The organism is Achromobacter sp. GD03932, assembly GCF_029839485.1.
Taxonomy (GTDB): Bacteria; Pseudomonadota; Gammaproteobacteria; order Burkholderiales; family Burkholderiaceae_B; genus Achromobacter; species Achromobacter bronchisepticus_A.
On sequence record NZ_JAOCAT010000013.1, the window covers coordinates 155,392 to 170,945 of the forward strand.

At 68.7% G+C, this 15,554-nt stretch carries 14 protein-coding genes; all 14 read left to right on the forward strand.

All coding sequences use genetic code 11. The annotated features are described in order from the left end of the window. Positions 1-15: 15 nt before the first annotated feature. On the forward strand, positions 16-1,521 hold the full coding sequence (locus tag N5C88_RS14475; RefSeq protein WP_280015573.1) for an ABC transporter substrate-binding protein: 1,506 nt from the start codon (positions 16-18) through the stop codon (positions 1,519-1,521). Positions 1,522-1,607: 86 nt separating this feature from the next. Continuing rightward, positions 1,608-2,525, forward strand: coding sequence for an ABC transporter permease (locus N5C88_RS14480; RefSeq protein ID WP_059379751.1), 918 nt, complete (start codon positions 1,608-1,610; stop codon positions 2,523-2,525). After that, the gene (locus N5C88_RS14485; protein ID WP_280015574.1) at positions 2,522-3,391 is read left to right on the forward strand and encodes an ABC transporter permease; all 870 of its coding nucleotides are present in this window, start codon (positions 2,522-2,524) and stop codon (positions 3,389-3,391) included. The genes N5C88_RS14480 and N5C88_RS14485 overlap by 4 nt, the downstream gene beginning before the upstream one ends. 4 nt (positions 3,392-3,395) lie before the next feature. Then, the gene (locus N5C88_RS14490) at positions 3,396-4,394 is read left to right on the forward strand and encodes an ABC transporter ATP-binding protein (protein ID WP_280015575.1); all 999 of its coding nucleotides are present in this window, start codon (positions 3,396-3,398) and stop codon (positions 4,392-4,394) included. Next, positions 4,391-5,203: an ATP-binding cassette domain-containing protein gene (locus N5C88_RS14495; RefSeq protein ID WP_280015576.1), complete on the forward strand. Its 813-nt coding sequence runs from the start codon at positions 4,391-4,393 to the stop codon at positions 5,201-5,203. The genes N5C88_RS14490 and N5C88_RS14495 overlap by 4 nt, the downstream gene beginning before the upstream one ends. Continuing rightward, entirely contained in the window at positions 5,200-6,336 is a 1,137-nt protein-coding gene (locus tag N5C88_RS14500) for a YncE family protein (RefSeq protein WP_118932001.1), read from the forward strand. The genes N5C88_RS14495 and N5C88_RS14500 overlap by 4 nt, the downstream gene beginning before the upstream one ends. Positions 6,337-6,371: 35 nt before the next feature. Further along, the gene (locus N5C88_RS14505; RefSeq protein ID WP_059379746.1) at positions 6,372-7,367 is read left to right on the forward strand and encodes a DctP family TRAP transporter solute-binding subunit; all 996 of its coding nucleotides are present in this window, start codon (positions 6,372-6,374) and stop codon (positions 7,365-7,367) included. Next, positions 7,367-7,846 (forward strand): TRAP transporter small permease, encoded by a 480-nt coding sequence (locus N5C88_RS14510; protein WP_059379745.1) that lies wholly within the window; start codon positions 7,367-7,369, stop codon positions 7,844-7,846. The genes N5C88_RS14505 and N5C88_RS14510 overlap by 1 nt, the downstream gene beginning before the upstream one ends. Positions 7,847-7,850: 4 nt before the next feature. Next, the gene (locus tag N5C88_RS14515; RefSeq protein WP_059379744.1) at positions 7,851-9,134 is read left to right on the forward strand and encodes a TRAP transporter large permease; all 1,284 of its coding nucleotides are present in this window, start codon (positions 7,851-7,853) and stop codon (positions 9,132-9,134) included. Continuing rightward, positions 9,131-10,060 (forward strand): CoA ester lyase, encoded by a 930-nt coding sequence (locus N5C88_RS14520; protein WP_280015578.1) that lies wholly within the window; start codon positions 9,131-9,133, stop codon positions 10,058-10,060. Before N5C88_RS14515 ends, N5C88_RS14520 begins: the two co-directional genes overlap by 4 nt. Next, a complete protein-coding gene (locus N5C88_RS14525) occupies positions 10,057-11,769 on the forward strand; it encodes a thiamine pyrophosphate-binding protein (RefSeq protein ID WP_059379742.1) in 1,713 nt (570 codons plus the stop codon). Before N5C88_RS14520 ends, N5C88_RS14525 begins: the two co-directional genes overlap by 4 nt. Before the next feature lie 17 nt (positions 11,770-11,786). Beyond that, positions 11,787-13,037: a Zn-dependent hydrolase gene (locus tag N5C88_RS14530; RefSeq protein WP_059379741.1), complete on the forward strand. Its 1,251-nt coding sequence runs from the start codon at positions 11,787-11,789 to the stop codon at positions 13,035-13,037. Continuing rightward, the gene (locus tag N5C88_RS14535; RefSeq protein ID WP_280015579.1) at positions 13,034-14,530 is read left to right on the forward strand and encodes an aldehyde dehydrogenase; all 1,497 of its coding nucleotides are present in this window, start codon (positions 13,034-13,036) and stop codon (positions 14,528-14,530) included. Before N5C88_RS14530 ends, N5C88_RS14535 begins: the two co-directional genes overlap by 4 nt. Before the next feature lie 187 nt (positions 14,531-14,717). Then, positions 14,718-15,554, forward strand: an 837-nt coding sequence (locus N5C88_RS14540; RefSeq protein WP_280015581.1) for a tripartite tricarboxylate transporter substrate-binding protein, incomplete at its 3' end; no start/stop codon positions are given.

Genomic DNA, 15,554 nt, shown 5'->3' on the forward strand with positions numbered 1-15,554 from the left:
CATCAAGGTGAAAACATGCAGCTGACCCGTACCGTGAAGCTTTTGAGCGCGGCGCTATTGGCGCTTGGCGCCCATGCCGCCCAGGCCAACAAGGCTGACAACTCCCTCAACATCGCCTTCGACGCGGCGCCCGCCACGCTGGACGCCTACAAGGAATCGGACCGTCCCGGCCTGGCGCTGGCGCGCATGGTCTTCTCGGGTCTGCTGCAGAAAAACCAGGACACGGGCGAATTCGGCCCGGCCATCGCCACCGGCTACAAGTTCGTGGACGACACCACCATCGAACTGCCGATCCGCAAGGACGTGAAGTTCCATGACGGCTCGTTGCTGACCATCGACGACGTGCTGTACACGCTGAACCTGGTGTCCTCCGAAGGCTACAAGGCACGCTTCCAGAATCAGGTCGCCTGGATTGCCAAGGCCGAGAAGGCTTCCGACGACACGGTCCGCATCAAGATGAAGACGCCCTACCCGCTGGCGCTGGAGATGCTGTCGGAGAACCTGCCGATCTATCCGCGCAAGTACTACGAGGCCAACCAGTCCGACATGGGCGCCAAGCCCATCGGCACCGGTCCCTACCGCCTGGTGGAAAGCCAGCACGGCAGCCGCTACGTGTACGAGCGCTTCGAGGACTACTTCGGCCCCAAGCCCGCCGTGCAGAAGCTGGTGGTGCGCGTGCTGCCGGACGCCAATACCCAATACGCGGAGATGCTGTCCGGCGGCCTGGACTGGATCTGGCGCGTGCCGCCGGACGTGGCCAAGCGCATGGAAAAGCAGCCGGCCGTCACGGTCAAGAGCAGCAGCATCATGCGCATCAGCTATATCTCGCTGAACCCGCGCGCGGACGACGGCAAGTCGCCGCTGGCCAAGCAGGAAGTGCGCCAGGCCATCAATTACGCCATCGACCGCGAAGCCATCCGCAAAGCCCTGGTGGGCGGCGCCTCCAAGGTGATCAACGCGGCCTGCAACCCGGCGCAGTTCGGTTGCGCCGCCGACGTGCAGTCCTACAAGTTCGACCCGGCCCGCGCCAAGCAGCTGCTGGCCCAGGCCGGCTACCCCAACGGCGTGACCCTGGACCTGGTGATCTCGGCCCCGCCGCGCGCCATCCTGGACGCCGCCGCCGCGCAGATGGCGCAGGCCGGCATCAAGCTGAACCTGGTCGAGCAGCAATACGGCACCGCCATGACCAACTGGCGCGAAGGCAAGATCGCCATGCTGTCGTCCAACTGGGGTTCCTACGGCATCGCCGACGCGGCGCTGTCGACCAGCAACTTCTTCCGCGGCGGCCCGGACGACCAGGCGCGCAATCCGGAAGTCATCAAGTACCTGGAAACCGCCGACACCTCCGTGGACCGCGAGTTGCGCGCCAAGAACTACGCCGCCGCCCAGAAGATCGTGGCCGAACAGGCCTACTGGGTGCCGCTGTGGAACCACTCGCTCAACGCCGTGCAGTCCAAGGACCTGAATTTCTCCGTCGACGGCGACGAGTTCCCGCGTTTCTACAAGGCCCGCTGGAACTGACCGGCCCCGCCGGCGCGGCTGCGTTCCCCAGCCCGAGCGGGCGGGAACGCCGGCCGCTGCGGCGCACTCCGTCATAGGTAAGCCCCATGATTGCATTCCTGTTTCGCCGCCTGGTGGTGTCCGCGCTGCTGGTGGTGTTCGTCTCGCTGATCAGCTTCTCGCTGGTGTTCGCGTCCGGCAATCCGGCCGCGCGCCTGGCCGGGGAAGGCAGCGCCGCCGACGCCGCCCGCCTGGCCCAGCTGCATGGCTTCAACGATCCCATCCTGGTGCAGTACGGCCGCTGGCTGGCCGGCGTCGCCCGCGGCGACTTCGGCGACAGCCTGTACTTCAGCCGCCCGGTGGCCGAACTGCTGACCCAGCATTTCCCCGCCACCGCCAAGCTGGGCCTGGCCGCCATGCTGTTCGCGCTGCTGCTGGCGATACCGCTGGGCGTGGCGGCCGGTTTGCGCCGGGGCTCGCTGATCGACCGCGCCACCATGCTGCTGTCGGCTTGCGCCCAGGCCATGCCGCCGTTCTGCCTGGCCTTCCTGCTCATCATCCTTTTCAGCGTGCGCAACCAATGGCTGCCGGCCTCGGGCTTCGACAGCTGGAAGCACTACGTGATGCCGGTGACCGCGCTGGGGCTGTTCGCCATGCCGGCGATGCTGCGGCTGATGAAGTCCGAGATGGAAACCGTGCTGGCCACCGACTACATCCGCACCGCGCGCGCCATGGGCCTGGGCGGCGCCAGCGTGGTGCTCAAGTACGCGCTGCGCAACGCCTTGCGGCCGCTGGTATCGCTGGCCGCGGCCCAGATGGGTACGCTGCTGGCCGGTTCCGTCGTCATCGAGACCGTGTTCGCCATCAACGGCGCGGGCCTCCTGGCCTGGACCTCGATCCTGCGCGGCGACTTTCCCACGATGCAGGCGCTGATCCTGATCTTCGCCCTGATCTACATCGTCCTGACCCTGGTCGCCGACCTGATCAACGGTTGGCTCGACCCCCGCGTGCGAGTTTCATCATGAGCAGCGTCATCGCCTCCCCCCTTCCCGTCCGCTCGCGCGGCGCACGCGCGGCCCACCTGGGCCGCAACCTTGGCCTGGCCGTGCTGGCGCTGCTGGTGCTGGCCGGCCTGCTCGGTCCCTACCTGGTGCCGCACGACCCGTACACCCAAGACCTGCTGGCGCGCCTGCAAGAGCCCGTCTGGGGCGAAGACGGCAGCTGGAACCACATCCTCGGCACCGACCAGCTAGGGCGCGACGTGCTGGCGCGCGCGCTGTACGGCGTGCGCGTGTCGGCGTTGATCGGCCTGTCGGTCGCGCTGATGGGCGGGCTGATCGGCACCACGCTGGGCGTGGCCGCCGGCTACTTCGGCGGCGCCGTGGACCGCATCGTCTCCTTCCTGATCACCGCGCGCCTGGCGCTGCCCATCATCCTGGTGGCGCTGGCCGTGGTGTCGGTGGTGGGCGCCTCGCTCACCGTGGTGGTGCTGGTGCTGGGCCTGCTGCTGTGGGAACGCTATGCGCTGGTGGCCCGCACCATGGCGGCCGGCCTGCGCAACGCCGAGTTCGTCACGGCCTCGCGCCTGCAGGGCTGCACCCACCTGCAGATCATCTGGCGCGACATCCTGCCCAACCTGGTGGGCAACCTGCTCATCATCGGCACCGTGGACGCCGCCATGGCGATCACGCTGGAAGCGTCGCTGTCGTTCCTGGGCCTGGGCGTGCCGGCGCCGATGCCGTCATTGGGCCTGATGATCGCCGAAGGCAAGGAAAACATGCTGTTCCAGCCCTCTCTTGTGGTGATTCCCAGCGTCGTGCTGTTCGTGCTGGTGCTGTGCGTGAACCGCGCCGGCGAATCGCTGCGCGCCGTGCAAATGAAGAAGGGCTGATGCCATGACCGATACCAGCCATCCCTTGCTGCGGGTCCAGGACCTGCACATCGACATCCAGACGCCGACCCAGGTCAAGCACGTGGTACGCGCGGTGGACTTCAGCCTGGAGCGCGGCAAGACGCTGTGCATCGTGGGCGAATCGGGCTGCGGCAAATCGCTGACCGCGCTGGCCCTGCTGGACCTGCTGCCTGCGGCCGCGCGCCGCCGCGTCGCCAAGCTGGAATTCGCGGGCCAGGACTTGAGCGCGCTCACGCCCGCTGAACTCGGGCAGCTGCGCGGCGCGCGCATCGCCATGATCTTCCAGGATCCGATGACCTCGCTGAACCCGGTGTTCCCCATCGGCACCCAGCTGGTCGACGTGCTGCGCCGGCACAAGCGCGTCAGCCGCCGCGCGGCCGAGGAGCGCGCCGAATACCTGCTGCGCCGCGTCGGCATCGCCAATCCGCGCGACCGCATGCGGCAGTATCCCTTTGAACTCTCGGGCGGACTGCGCCAGCGCGTGATGATCGCGATGGCGCTCATGTGCGGCCCCGAGCTGTTGATCGCCGACGAGCCGACCACCGCGCTGGACGTCACCGTGCAGGCCGAGCTGCTGGACCTGTTGCGCGACATCCAGGCCGAGTTCGGCCTGGGGCTGGTGTTTATCTCCCACGACATGGGCCTGGTGGCGCGCATCGCCGACCACGTCATCGTCATGTACGCGGGCGACATCGTCGAAGGCGGCAGCGTGCGCGAGGTGCTGGAACAACCCAGCCATCCCTACACCGCGATGCTGCTGAACTGCATCCCCCAGCCCGGACGCACCGCGCCGCGCGCCGACCTGCCCACCATCGCCGGCGCCGTGCCCTCGCTGGACACCGCCATCCGCGGCTGCGCCTTCCGCGATCGCTGCCCGGCGGCGGAAGCCCGCTGCGCCCAGCCCTTTCCCGCGCGCGTGCAGGGCGGACACCGCTGCCTGTGCATCAAACCCGGCGCCCTGCGCCTAGGAGCCACGGCATGAGCAGCCCGACCGCCTCTTCCGCCAGCATCAGCCTGAACGCGCTGTGTTTCCAGTACGGCCGCGCCGGCCTGTTCTCGCGCCGGCCCGCGCCGCGCATCCTGCATGACATCGACCTGCACGTGCCCGCCGGCCAGACCATCGGCCTCGTTGGCGAATCCGGCAGCGGCAAGTCCACCATCGCCAAGCTGATGCTGGGCCTGTTGGCGCCCACGCAAGGCCAGGCGCTGCTGGACGGCAAGCCGCTGGCCGCGATGCCGGCCCGCGCCCGCGCCCGCCGCATCCAGATGGTGTTCCAGGATCCGTATTCCTCGCTCAACCCGCGCCGCACCATCAACGAAATCCTGACCGCGCCGCTGCGCACGCATGGCATCGGCAATGCGGCCTCGCAGGCCGCCGCGGTGCGCCGCATGATGGATGCCGTGGGCCTGGTGCCGGCCTTCGCCGCGCGCTATCCGCGCGAGCTGTCCGGCGGCCAGCGCCAGCGCGTGGCCATCGCGCGCGCCCTGATGCTGGAGCCGCAGCTGCTGATCTGCGACGAACCCACTTCGGCGCTGGACGTGTCGGTGCAGGCGCAAATCCTGAACCTCTTGATGGAGCTGCAACGCGAACGCGGCCTGGGCTATCTGTTCATCAGCCACAACCTGGCCGTGGTGCAACACATCGCCGACGAAATCGTGGTGCTGCAAGGCGGCCGCGTGGTCGAACGCGGCCCTGCCAGCCAGGTATATTTCGAGCCGGTCCACCCGTACACGCGGCAGCTCATCGGCGCCACCCTGGCGGTGCCGCAGGCGCAGGAGCTCGCGGCATGAACCCGCAAGGCGAACGCCACCTGCTGCTGGTCGGCAACGACCAAAAGGTCACCTGGGACGACGGCCAGATCCGTTTCCTGGCCCCCGGCAACGACAGCCTGTGCGTCTACGATGCCGGCGCGAATCCCGCCGTGCCCGAACTGGTCGCCACCTTGCCGCTGCCGAATTCGCTGTTCGGCCCGCCGGTCAACCTGGCGGTCACGCCGGACCAGCGCCTGGGCCTGATCGCGGACTCCATGGACTGGCGCGCGCGCGCCGACGGCGCGGGCTGGCAGCCCGAACCGGGCCGCGGCCTGTATGTGATCGACCTGCAAGCCAATCCGCCCGCCATCGTGCAGCGGCTGGAGATTGGGCTGCAGCCTTCGGGCCTGTCCATCAACCGCGCCGGCACGCTGGCGCTGGTGGCCAACAAGGCCGGCCGTTCCGTGTCGGTGCTGCGCATTGCGGACAAGCGCGCCGAGGTCTGCGGCGAAGTGGACGTAGGCACCCCTGTCGTGGCCGTGTCATTTTCCGCCGACGGCCGCCGCGCCTTCGTGGTCAAGACCGACACCCATCGCCTGGGGGTGCTGCGTATCGACGAGAGCGGCGCGGCGCCCCTCGTGACCCACGATCCCGCCGAAGACCTGACCACCGGCCTGGTGCCGTTCAACCTGGTGGTGTCGCCCGACGGCGCGCTGGCGCTGGTGGTGGACATGGGCAGCCCGACCGCGTCGGACGGTCATGCGGATTCGGTCAGCGTGGTGGACCTGCGCGCCGATCCGCCCCGCGTGATCGACCGCCTCATGGTCGAGGACGGCCCGGAAGGCATCGCCATCAGTCCCGACGGACGCCATGCCGCGGTCGCCATCGTGCAAGGTTCGAACAACCCGTCCAGCGCCTGGTTCCACCACCCGCGCGGACAGATTATTTTGCTGCGCATCGACGGCCAGTCCGTGACCCGCGCCGGCGCCATCGAGGTCGGCGCGCTGCCCGAGGGCGTGGCCTTCAGCCCCGACAGCCGCTACCTCTACGTCGGCAATTTCCTGGATGCCGAAATGCAGGTTCTCGCCGTGGACGACCACGGCCTGAGCGACACCGGCACCCGCATCGCCCTGCCCGGACGGCCCGCTTCGATGCGCGCCCAATCCTACTGACCCTACCCATCCCACCCTGCTCCCGGAGTTCCGCCATGACCACCGCTCCTCAAAAGAAACCGGCCCTGCTGGCCGCCGCCCTGCTCGCCCTCGCCGGCCTCGCGCCGCTGTCTGCCCATGCCCTGGACATCAAGCTCGGCCACGTGCTGGCGCCCAGCCATAGCTGGAACAAGGCCGCCGAAGGCTTCGCCGCCGAGGTCAAGGAAAAGACCGCCGGCCGCGTCAATTTCGTGTTGTTCCCCAGCGGCCAGCTGGGCAATGAAAAGACCATGCTGGAAGGCCTGCAGATCGGCAGCCAGGGCGCGGCCATCATCGGCTCGGGCTCGCTGCAGCCCATCGAACCCAAGTTCGGCGTGGTCGAGCTGCCCTATACCTGGTCGACCTCGCAGCAGGCCTACAAGGCCTTCGACGGCGAGCTCGGCGAGGCCCTGGCCAAGCTGGCCGACAAGAAGAACCTGACCATCATCTCGTGGTGGGAAAACGGCTTTCGCCACGTCACCAACAACCGCGGCGCGGTGGCCAAGCCCGCCGACCTGGCCGGCCTGAAGACCCGCGTCACGCCCGACAAGATGCGTCTGGACACCTTTACCGCGCTGGGCGCCAACCCCGCGCCGCTGGCCTTCGGCGAACTGTATTCGGCCCTGCAGCAGAAGGTGTTCGACGCCCAGGAGAACCCGCTGTCCATCATCTACACCTCGTCCTTCTTCGAGGTGCAGAAGTACCTGTCGCTGACCGGCCACGTCTGGGGTCCGGCCAACCTGATCATTTCCAAGCCGGTCTGGAACCGTCTCTCGGCCGAGGACAAGAAGATCGTGCAGGCGGCCGCCGACAAGTGGCGCGACGCCCAGCGCCAGATGATTACCGACGGCGACCAGCAGTACATCGCCCAGCTGAAGGAAAAGGGCATGCAGGTCAACGAGGTCGATAAGGCTGCCTTCGCCGCCACGGTGGAGCCGGTCTGGAAGACCTACTCGGTCACCTACGGCCCCGAGCTGATGGCGCTGGTGCAGAAGTACCGCGAGGCCAAGTAATGCTCAACCGACTGTCCGCGATCCTGTCGGGCATCAGCAAGGCCTTCGCCGCCCTGGCGGTAGCCTTGCTGGCGATCCTGATCTCCTACGTGGTGTTCGCCCGCTTCGTCACCCATACCACGCCGCACTGGGCCGAGGAACTGCCGCGGCTGGTGCTGGTGTGGTCGGCCTTCATCGGCGGCGTCGTCTGCAGCTTCGAGCGTTCGCACCTGATGGCCGGGCTGCTGCCGTTCGTGGTGCGCAATCCCCGCATCCTGAACGTCTTCGAACGCATCAACCAGACCCTCATCATCGTCGGCCTGGCGGCGTTGGGCTACGCCGGCTGGCAGCTGGCCGAGCTGACCATGGACCAGACCCTGCCCGCGCTGGACGTGTCCGCCGGCGCCGTCTACCTGGCGCTGCCTTTCGCCTGCGCCATCACCATCGTGGTGCACCTGGCGCAACTGTTCTCGCCCGCTCCCGCCGCTGCAAAGGAATAACCAGATGTCTACGGGTGCTCTCTTCCTGATGGGCGTGTTCACGATCACGGTGCTGATCGACATGCCCATCGCTTTCGGCCTGGTGTTGTCCTGCCTGGCCTATCTGGCGGTCTTCGACTCCGCGCCCATGATGGTGGCGGCGCAGCAGTACGTGGTGGGGCTGGACAGCTTCACGCTGCTGGCGATTCCGCTCTTCATCCTGGCCGCGCAGCTGATGAACGGCGCCGGCCTGACGCAGCGCATCGTGCGCCTGTGCGCCGCCATCGTCGGCGACATCAAGGGCGGCCTGGCGGTGGTGGCCGTGCTGGCCTGCCTGATGTTCGGCGCGCTATCGGGTTCGGGCGTGGCCGACGTGGTCGCCATCGGCAGCCTGCTGCTGCCCGCCATGGCCCGCAGCGGCTACGACAAGGGCTTTTCCTGCGCCCTGGTCGGCAGCGCCGGCGCCACCTCCACCATCATTCCGCCCAGCATCGTGCTGATCGTCTACGGCACCATCACCGACACCTCGGTGGGCAAGCTGTTCGTGGCCGGCATCATCCCCGGCATCCTGCTGGGGCTGTCGCTGATCGGCGTGGCGATCTGGCAATCGCGCAAGCACAACTGGGCCGGGGGCCAGCCGTTCAGCTGGACCGAGCTGCGCGCCGCCGCCGTCGACGCGCTGCCCGCGCTGATGGTGCCGGTGCTGATCATCGGCGGCATCCGCTTCGGCATCTTCACCGCCACCGAGGCTGCGTCCAGCGCCATTATCTACGCCCTGCTGATCGGCTTTTTCTGGTACCGCACGCTGAGCCTGAAGTCGCTGTGGGACAACCTGAAGTCGACTGGTGAAAGCAGCGCGTCCATCCTGCTGATCATTGGCGCGTCGGGCCTGTTCGCCTGGGTGCTGGTGGCCGAGCAGGTGCCGCAGGCGCTGTCCACGCTGCTGGTCGAATGGACCGACAGCAAGACCGCCGTGCTGCTGGTGCTGACCGTGGTGCTGCTGCTCCTGGGCACCTTCATGGAAGCGATTCCGGTCATCATCATCGTGGCTCCGGTCGTGATGCCGGTGCTGGCGCACTACAACATCGATCCCGTGCACTTCGGCATCCTGCTGTCGATCAACATGGCCATCGGCGCCAACACGCCGCCGGTCGGGGTCGACCTGATGGCCGCGTGCAAGATCGGCGGCATCAACATGATGCAGACCCTGCGCCCGCTGTCCTGGATGATGCTGGCCATGACCGCGGTCATGCTGCTGCTGACTTTCGTACCTGAACTGGTGCTGTTCCTGCCGAGGCACGTGCAATGACCCCTATCACCCCCTCCCGCCGTCCCCCCTTCCTGCGCCGCAGCTGGATGTTCGTGCCCGGATTCGACGCCAATGCCCAGGCCGACGGCCTGGCCAGCGGCGCCGATGCGCTGGTCGCGGACCTGGAAGAGTTCACCGCTCCCGCGGACCGGCCGGCCGCGCGGCCGCTCATTGCGGAGCTGTTCGGCCGTTGCCGCGCCCTGGGCGTGGTGGCGGCGGTGCGCATCAACAAGCTTGAAGACGACGGCCTGGCGGACCTGCGCGGCGTGATGCCGGGCGCGCCGGACGCGGTGTTCCTGCCGCACGCCGAAAGCGCGGCGCAGATCGCCGCGCTGGACCAGGCGATCACCGCGCTGGAGGCCGAACTGGGCCTGCCCGCCGGCAGCACCGAGATCGTGCCCACGCTGGAGTCGGCGCTGGGCGTGCACCGCGCCTATGACATCCTGACCGCCAGCCCACGCGTCTCCGCCTGCCTGCTGGCGGCCGAGGACCTGACCGCCAGCCTGGGCGCCGAACGCGGCAAGGACGGCATCGAGCTGCATCACCTGCGCGCCCGCTTCCTGCTGGACTGCACGGCGGCAGGCTGCCTGCCGATCGACTGCCCGTTCAACTACCGCGACATGCCGGCGCTGGAAGCCGACGTGCGCTGGGCCCGCCGCATGGGCCTGAAGTCCAAGTGCGCCACCGTGGCCGACCAGGTCAAGCTGATCCACGCCGTCTTCACGCCCGCCCCGGACGAAGTCATGGCAGCCCACGATTGCGTCGCCCGCTATGAAGCCCAGCGCGCCGGCCGCCATGACGCCGAACGCATCGATCCGCCTGTCTACAACACCGCGCGCCGCCTGTTGGCGCGCCATCACCAATTCGAACGATGGGCCGCCGAGCGCCGCGCGCAGGCCGTCCCGCAACAAGGAGACTCCGCATGACGTCAGCAGCAATTCCCGAACGCAATGGCGGTCAGATCCTGATGCAGCAGTTGCGCATCCATGGCGCGCGCCGCGTGTTCATGATTCCTGGCGAAAGCTATCTGCCCTGCATCGACGCGCTGAATGACCACACCGATGCCATCGAAGCCATCGTCTGCCGCCAGGAAAGCGGCGCGGCCTACATGGCCGAGGCCTACGGCAAGCTGACCGGCGAACCCGGCATCTGCTTCGTCACGCGCGGCCCGGGCGCCACCAACGCCAGCATCGGCGTGCATACCGCCTTCCAGGACTCCACCCCGATGATCCTGTTCGTGGGCCAGGTGGGCAACGACTTCATGGAGCGCGAAGCCTTCCAGGAGATCGACTACCGCCGCATGTTCGGCCAGATGGCCAAATGGGTGGCGCAGATCGACCGCACCGACCGCATCCCCGAGTACATCTCGCGCGCCTTCGCCGTGGCCACCAGCGGCCGTCCCGGCCCCGTGGTGCTGGCCTTGCCCGAAGACACCCTGTGGGGCCGCGCCCGCGTGGCCGACCTGCCGCGCTACCCGCGCGTGCACAGCCACCCCGGCGCCGCCGACCTGACCCGCATGACCCAATTGCTGGACGCCGCCGAACGTCCCTTCCTGCTGCTGGGCGGCAACGGCTGGCACCAGACCGCCATCGACCAGATCGCCGGCTTCGCCGAGCGCTTCGAGCTGCCGGTAGGCACGGCCTGGCGCCGCCTGGAGTGCTTCGACCAGCGCCACCCCAACGCGGCCGGCCACGTCGGCTGGGCCATGACGCCGCAACTGCGCCAGCGCCTGCGCGACGCCGATCTGGTGCTGGCCGTGGGCACGCGCATGGGCGAGGCCACGACCGAAGGCTATACCGTCATCGAGAGCCCGCTGCCGCGCCAGCAGCTGATCCATGTGTATCCGGATGCCGCCGAACTGGGCCGCGTGTTCTCGCCGACCCAGGCCATCGTGGCGGACGTAGCCAGCTTCGCCGCCAGCGTGGCGGGCCTGGTCCCCGGCCACAAGACGGCGCGCGGCGAGGCGGTGCGCGCCGCGCACCAGGAACTGGTCGACAGTCTGAAGCCGCTGCCCTCGCCCGGGCCCATGAGCCTGGACCAGGCAGCCGCCTACGTCGACGCGCACGTGCCGGCCGACGCCTGCATCACCGTGGGCGCGGGCAACTATGCGCTGTATCCCCACCGCTATCGCCGCTATGCCGGCCCCGGCACCAGCCTCACGCCTACCGTGGGCTCCATGGGCTACGGCCTGCCGGCGGCGATCTCGGCCAAGCTGGAGGACCGCAAGCGCACGGTGGTCTGCTATGCCGGCGACGGCTGCTTCCAGATGAACATGCAGGAACTGGGCGTGGCGCTGCAATACCGTCTGGGCGTGGTGGTACTGGTGTTCAACAACGGCATCTGGGGCACCATCCGCGCGCACCAGGAACGCGAGTTTCCGGCGCGGCCGATTGCGCTGTCCTTCGAGAACCCGGACTTCACCCAGATCATCCGCGGCTACGGCGGCTACGGCGAGGCCGTGGAAGACACGGCGAGCTTCGGCCCCGCCTTCGAGCGCGCGCTGGCCTTTGCCGAACGCGAGAACATGCCGGCCCTGCTGGAAATCCGCTACGACGCCAACGGCATTTCGCCGGGCGAAACCTTGATGGGCATCCGCGAGGCCGCGCTGGCCCGCAATGCCGCCGCCAGCCACTGACACAGAGGGACTCCACCATGACGACGACTATCTCGATCAACGGACAGCGGCTGTGGCAGTCGCTGATGGACCTGGCGCAGATCGGCGCCACCGCCAAGGGCGGCAACTGCCGCCTGGCGCTGACCGCGCTGGACGGCCAGGGCCGCGACCTGGTCACCGGCTGGATGCGCGATGCCGGCATGACGCTGCGCGTGGACCAGGTCGGCAACATTTTCGCCCGCCGCGCCGGCCGCAACAATGACCTGCCGCCGGTCATGACCGGCAGCCATATCGACACGCAGCCGACCGGCGGCAAGTTCGACGGCTGCTACGGCGTGCTGGCGGGCCTGGAGGTCATGCGCAGCCTGAACGACCATGGCGTGGTCACGGAAGCGCCGCTGGAAGTGGCCATCTGGACCAACGAGGAAGGCTCGCGCTTCGTGCCCGTGATGATGGGTTCGGGCGTATTCGCCGGCAAGTTCCCGCTGGAAGTGGCGCTGTCCGCCACCGACCGCGACGGCAAGTCGGTGGCCGACGAGCTGGCCGCCATCGGCTATGCCGGCACGGATCCCGTGGGCGGCCGTCCGGTGGGCGCGTACTTCGAGGCCCACATCGAACAGGGCCCGATCCTGGAGCACGAGGAAAAGGTGGTCGGCGTGGTGACCGGATCGCTCGGCCTGCGCTGGTACGACGTGACCGTGACCGGCATGGAAATGCATGCCGGCCCCACCCCCATGCCGATCCGCCGCGACGCGCTGTATGCCGCCAGCTTCCTGCTGCAGGCGGTGGTGGACATTGCCAACGGCAACCAGCCGCATGGCCGCGGCACCGTGGGCGAGATCTACGCGCACCCCGGTTCGCGCAACGTCATCCCGGGCCAGGTGCGCTTCACGGCGGACCTGCGTCACGAGGACGAAGCCACGCTCACCCGCATGGACCAGCGCTGGCACGAAGTCTGCGCCGAAATCGCCCAGCGCCACAACGTGGAAGTGGACGTGAAGCACGTGCAGTATTTCCCGCCCACCCCGTTCGACCCGGACCTGGTGGGCAAGGTGCGCGACGGCGCCGCGCGCCGCGGCCTGGCCGCCATGGACATCGTCACCGGCGCCGGCCATGACGCGGTCTACATGGCCGCCGTCACCCCCACCGCCATGATCTTCGTGCCCTGCAAGGACGGCGTCAGCCACAACGAGATCGAGGACGCCAAGCCCGCCGACCTGGAAGCCGGCTGCAATGTGCTGCTCGACGCCATGGTGGCGCGCGCCAACGCCCAGGAGGTCCGCTCATGAGCCAGGACGCCGCCTACTGGCGCGCCCGCGCCGCCGCGCTCGCTTTCAACGGCCAGGCCTACATCGACGGCGCCTATTGCGGCGCGGCCGATGGCGCCACCTTCCCCGCCACCAGCCCGATAGACGGGCGCAAGCTGGCCGACGTGGCGTCTTGCGGCGCGGCCGACGTGGACCGCGCCGTGCAGGCCGCCCGCCGCGCCTTCGAGGCCGGCGTCTGGAGCGGCCTGGCGCCGCGCCAGCGCAAGCAGCATCTGCTGCGCCTGGCCGCGCTGATCGATGAGCACCGCGAGGAACTCGCGCTGCTGGAAACGCTGGACATGGGCAAGCCGATCCGCGATGCGCTGGCCTTCGACGTGCCGGAGACGGCGCGCTGCTACGCCTGGTACGCCGAAGCCATCGACAAGATCTACGACGAGATCGCCCCCACCGGCCCGGACGCGCTGGCCACCATCACGCGCGAAGCGCTGGGCGTGGTCGCGGCGGTGGTGCCGTGGAACTATCCGCTGATGATGGCCGCCTGGAAAGTCGCGCCGGCCCTGGCGGCCGGCAACAGCGTCATCCTCAAGCCTGCTGAACAGGCCTCGCTGTCGGCCATCCGGCTGGCGGCCCTGGCCGAGGAAGCCGGCATTCCCGCCGGCGTCTTCAGCGTGGTGCCCGGTCTGGGCGCGCAGGCCGGCAAGGCGCTGGGCCTGCATCCCGACGTGGACTGCATCGCCTTCACCGGTTCGACCGCCACCGGCAAGCGCTTCATGGAGTACTCGGGACAATCGAACCTGAAGCGCGTGTGGCTGGAGTGCGGCGGCAAGTCTCCCCACATCGTGTTCGAGGATTGCCCCGACCTGGACCGCGCCGCCCAGGCCGCGGCGCTGGCCATCTTCTCCAACCAGGGCGAAGTCTGCATCGCGGGTTCGCGCCTGTACGTGCAGGACGGCATCTACGACGCCTTCATGGCCAAGGTCGCGGACTACGCCGCCGCACTGCAGCCGGGCGATCCTCTGGACCCCGCCACCGCCATGGGCGCCATGGTCGACGAACGCCAGATGCGCGGCGTGCTGGCCCGCATCGAAGCGGGCTCCGCCGAGGGCGCGCGCCTGCGCATGGGCGGCCGCCAGGCCCGCGGCGACACGGGCGGCTACTACATCGAACCGACCATCTTCGATTGCGCCGGCCAGGACAACAGCCTGGTGCGCGAAGAGATCTTCGGCCCGGTGCTGGCCGCGCAGCGCTTCGCCACGGAAGACGACGCGGTGCGGCTGGCCAACGACTCGATCTACGGCCTGGGCGCCGGACTCTGGACCTCCAACCTGTCGCGCGCCCACCGCCTCTCGCGCCGCCTGCGCGCGGGCCTGGTCTGGGTCAACTGCTACGCCGACGGCGACATCACCGTGCCATTCGGTGGCGTCAAGCAATCGGGCTTCGGCCGCGACAAGTCGCTGCATGCGCTGGACAAGTACAGCGACCTGAAGACCACCTGGATCAGCCTGACGGCTTGATCCCCGGGGCGGACGCCTGCGCGGCGTCCGCCATCCTTGCCATTTCGCGTTATCTGCTTGGCCGCCAGTGCCATTGAAGGCGGTGGCCCCTTGTGCGACCTTGAACAGCGACGGGCTGCCCACCGCGGTTCCGTTGCGGGCAGGCGCAGGCGCTCTCCCGCCATCAGAAAAATGACTGGAGACTACGATGCGCAATGCGACAAGGCGAGCCGCGCTGGCAGCCATGCTGGGCGTTTTGGCCTGGACCGCGGCCGGGCCGGCCTGGGCGCAAGCCCCTTATCCCTCCAAACCCGTCACCATCCTGGTCGGATTTCCGCCCGGCACGGCCACCGACACCGTCGCCCGCATGGTCGGCGACCGCCTGGCGCAGCGCCTGGGCCAGCAGTTCATCGTCGAGAACAAGCCCGGCGCGGGCGGCTCCATCGCCGCCGGCCTGGGCGCGCGGGCCAAGCCCGACGGCTATACGCTCATGATCGGCGCATCCGCGCCGCAAGCCATCAACCCGCACGTCTATCCCAACCTGAACTACGACGCGCGAAAGGATTTCGCGCCCATCGGCCTGCTGACCTGGCTGCCCTACCTGTTCGTCGTCAGTCCGGACAATCCGGCCAACAACCTGCAGGACTTTCTCGCGGCCGTAAAGGCCAAACCGAACCACTACACCTACGCCACCACAGGCGTGGGCACCACCAGCCACCTGGTGACCTCGGTGCTGCTGGCCAAGGCCGGCGCCAGCATGATCCACGTGCCTTACAAGGGCAGCAGCCAGGCGCAGACCGACATCGTGGGCGGGCGCACCTACGCCACCTTCGACACCATGGTGTCCTCGCTGGCGCTGGTGAAAGCCGGACGCCTGAAAGCGATCGCCGTCAGCACGCCGCAACGGGTCGCGAGCCTGCCGGATGTGCCCACCGTCGCCGAACAGGGATACCCCGGCTTCGACATGGGCGCCTGGCTGGGCCTGATCGCGCCCGCCGGCATCCCGCCCGGGATCCAGCAGAAGCTTGCCGCCGAGGTCAACGCC

Excerpts from the sequence above, each read along its gene's own strand:
- N5C88_RS14475 (WP_280015573.1), top strand. The coding sequence starts at position 16 with ATGCAGCTGACCCGTACCGTGAAGCTTTTGAGCGCGGCGCTATTGGCG.
- N5C88_RS14480 (WP_059379751.1), top strand. The coding sequence starts at position 1,608 with ATGATTGCATTCCTGTTTCGCCGCCTGGTGGTGTCCGCGCTGCTGGTG.
- N5C88_RS14485 (WP_280015574.1), top strand. The coding sequence starts at position 2,522 with ATGAGCAGCGTCATCGCCTCCCCCCTTCCCGTCCGCTCGCGCGGCGCA.
- N5C88_RS14490 (WP_280015575.1), top strand. The coding sequence starts at position 3,396 with ATGACCGATACCAGCCATCCCTTGCTGCGGGTCCAGGACCTGCACATC.
- N5C88_RS14495 (WP_280015576.1), top strand. The coding sequence starts at position 4,391 with ATGAGCAGCCCGACCGCCTCTTCCGCCAGCATCAGCCTGAACGCGCTG.
- N5C88_RS14500 (WP_118932001.1), top strand. The coding sequence starts at position 5,200 with ATGAACCCGCAAGGCGAACGCCACCTGCTGCTGGTCGGCAACGACCAA.
- N5C88_RS14505 (WP_059379746.1), top strand. The coding sequence starts at position 6,372 with ATGACCACCGCTCCTCAAAAGAAACCGGCCCTGCTGGCCGCCGCCCTG.
- N5C88_RS14510 (WP_059379745.1), top strand. The coding sequence starts at position 7,367 with ATGCTCAACCGACTGTCCGCGATCCTGTCGGGCATCAGCAAGGCCTTC.
- N5C88_RS14515 (WP_059379744.1), top strand. The coding sequence starts at position 7,851 with ATGTCTACGGGTGCTCTCTTCCTGATGGGCGTGTTCACGATCACGGTG.
- N5C88_RS14520 (WP_280015578.1), top strand. The coding sequence starts at position 9,131 with ATGACCCCTATCACCCCCTCCCGCCGTCCCCCCTTCCTGCGCCGCAGC.
- N5C88_RS14525 (WP_059379742.1), top strand. The coding sequence starts at position 10,057 with ATGACGTCAGCAGCAATTCCCGAACGCAATGGCGGTCAGATCCTGATG.
- N5C88_RS14530 (WP_059379741.1), top strand. The coding sequence starts at position 11,787 with ATGACGACGACTATCTCGATCAACGGACAGCGGCTGTGGCAGTCGCTG.
- N5C88_RS14535 (WP_280015579.1), top strand. The coding sequence starts at position 13,034 with ATGAGCCAGGACGCCGCCTACTGGCGCGCCCGCGCCGCCGCGCTCGCT.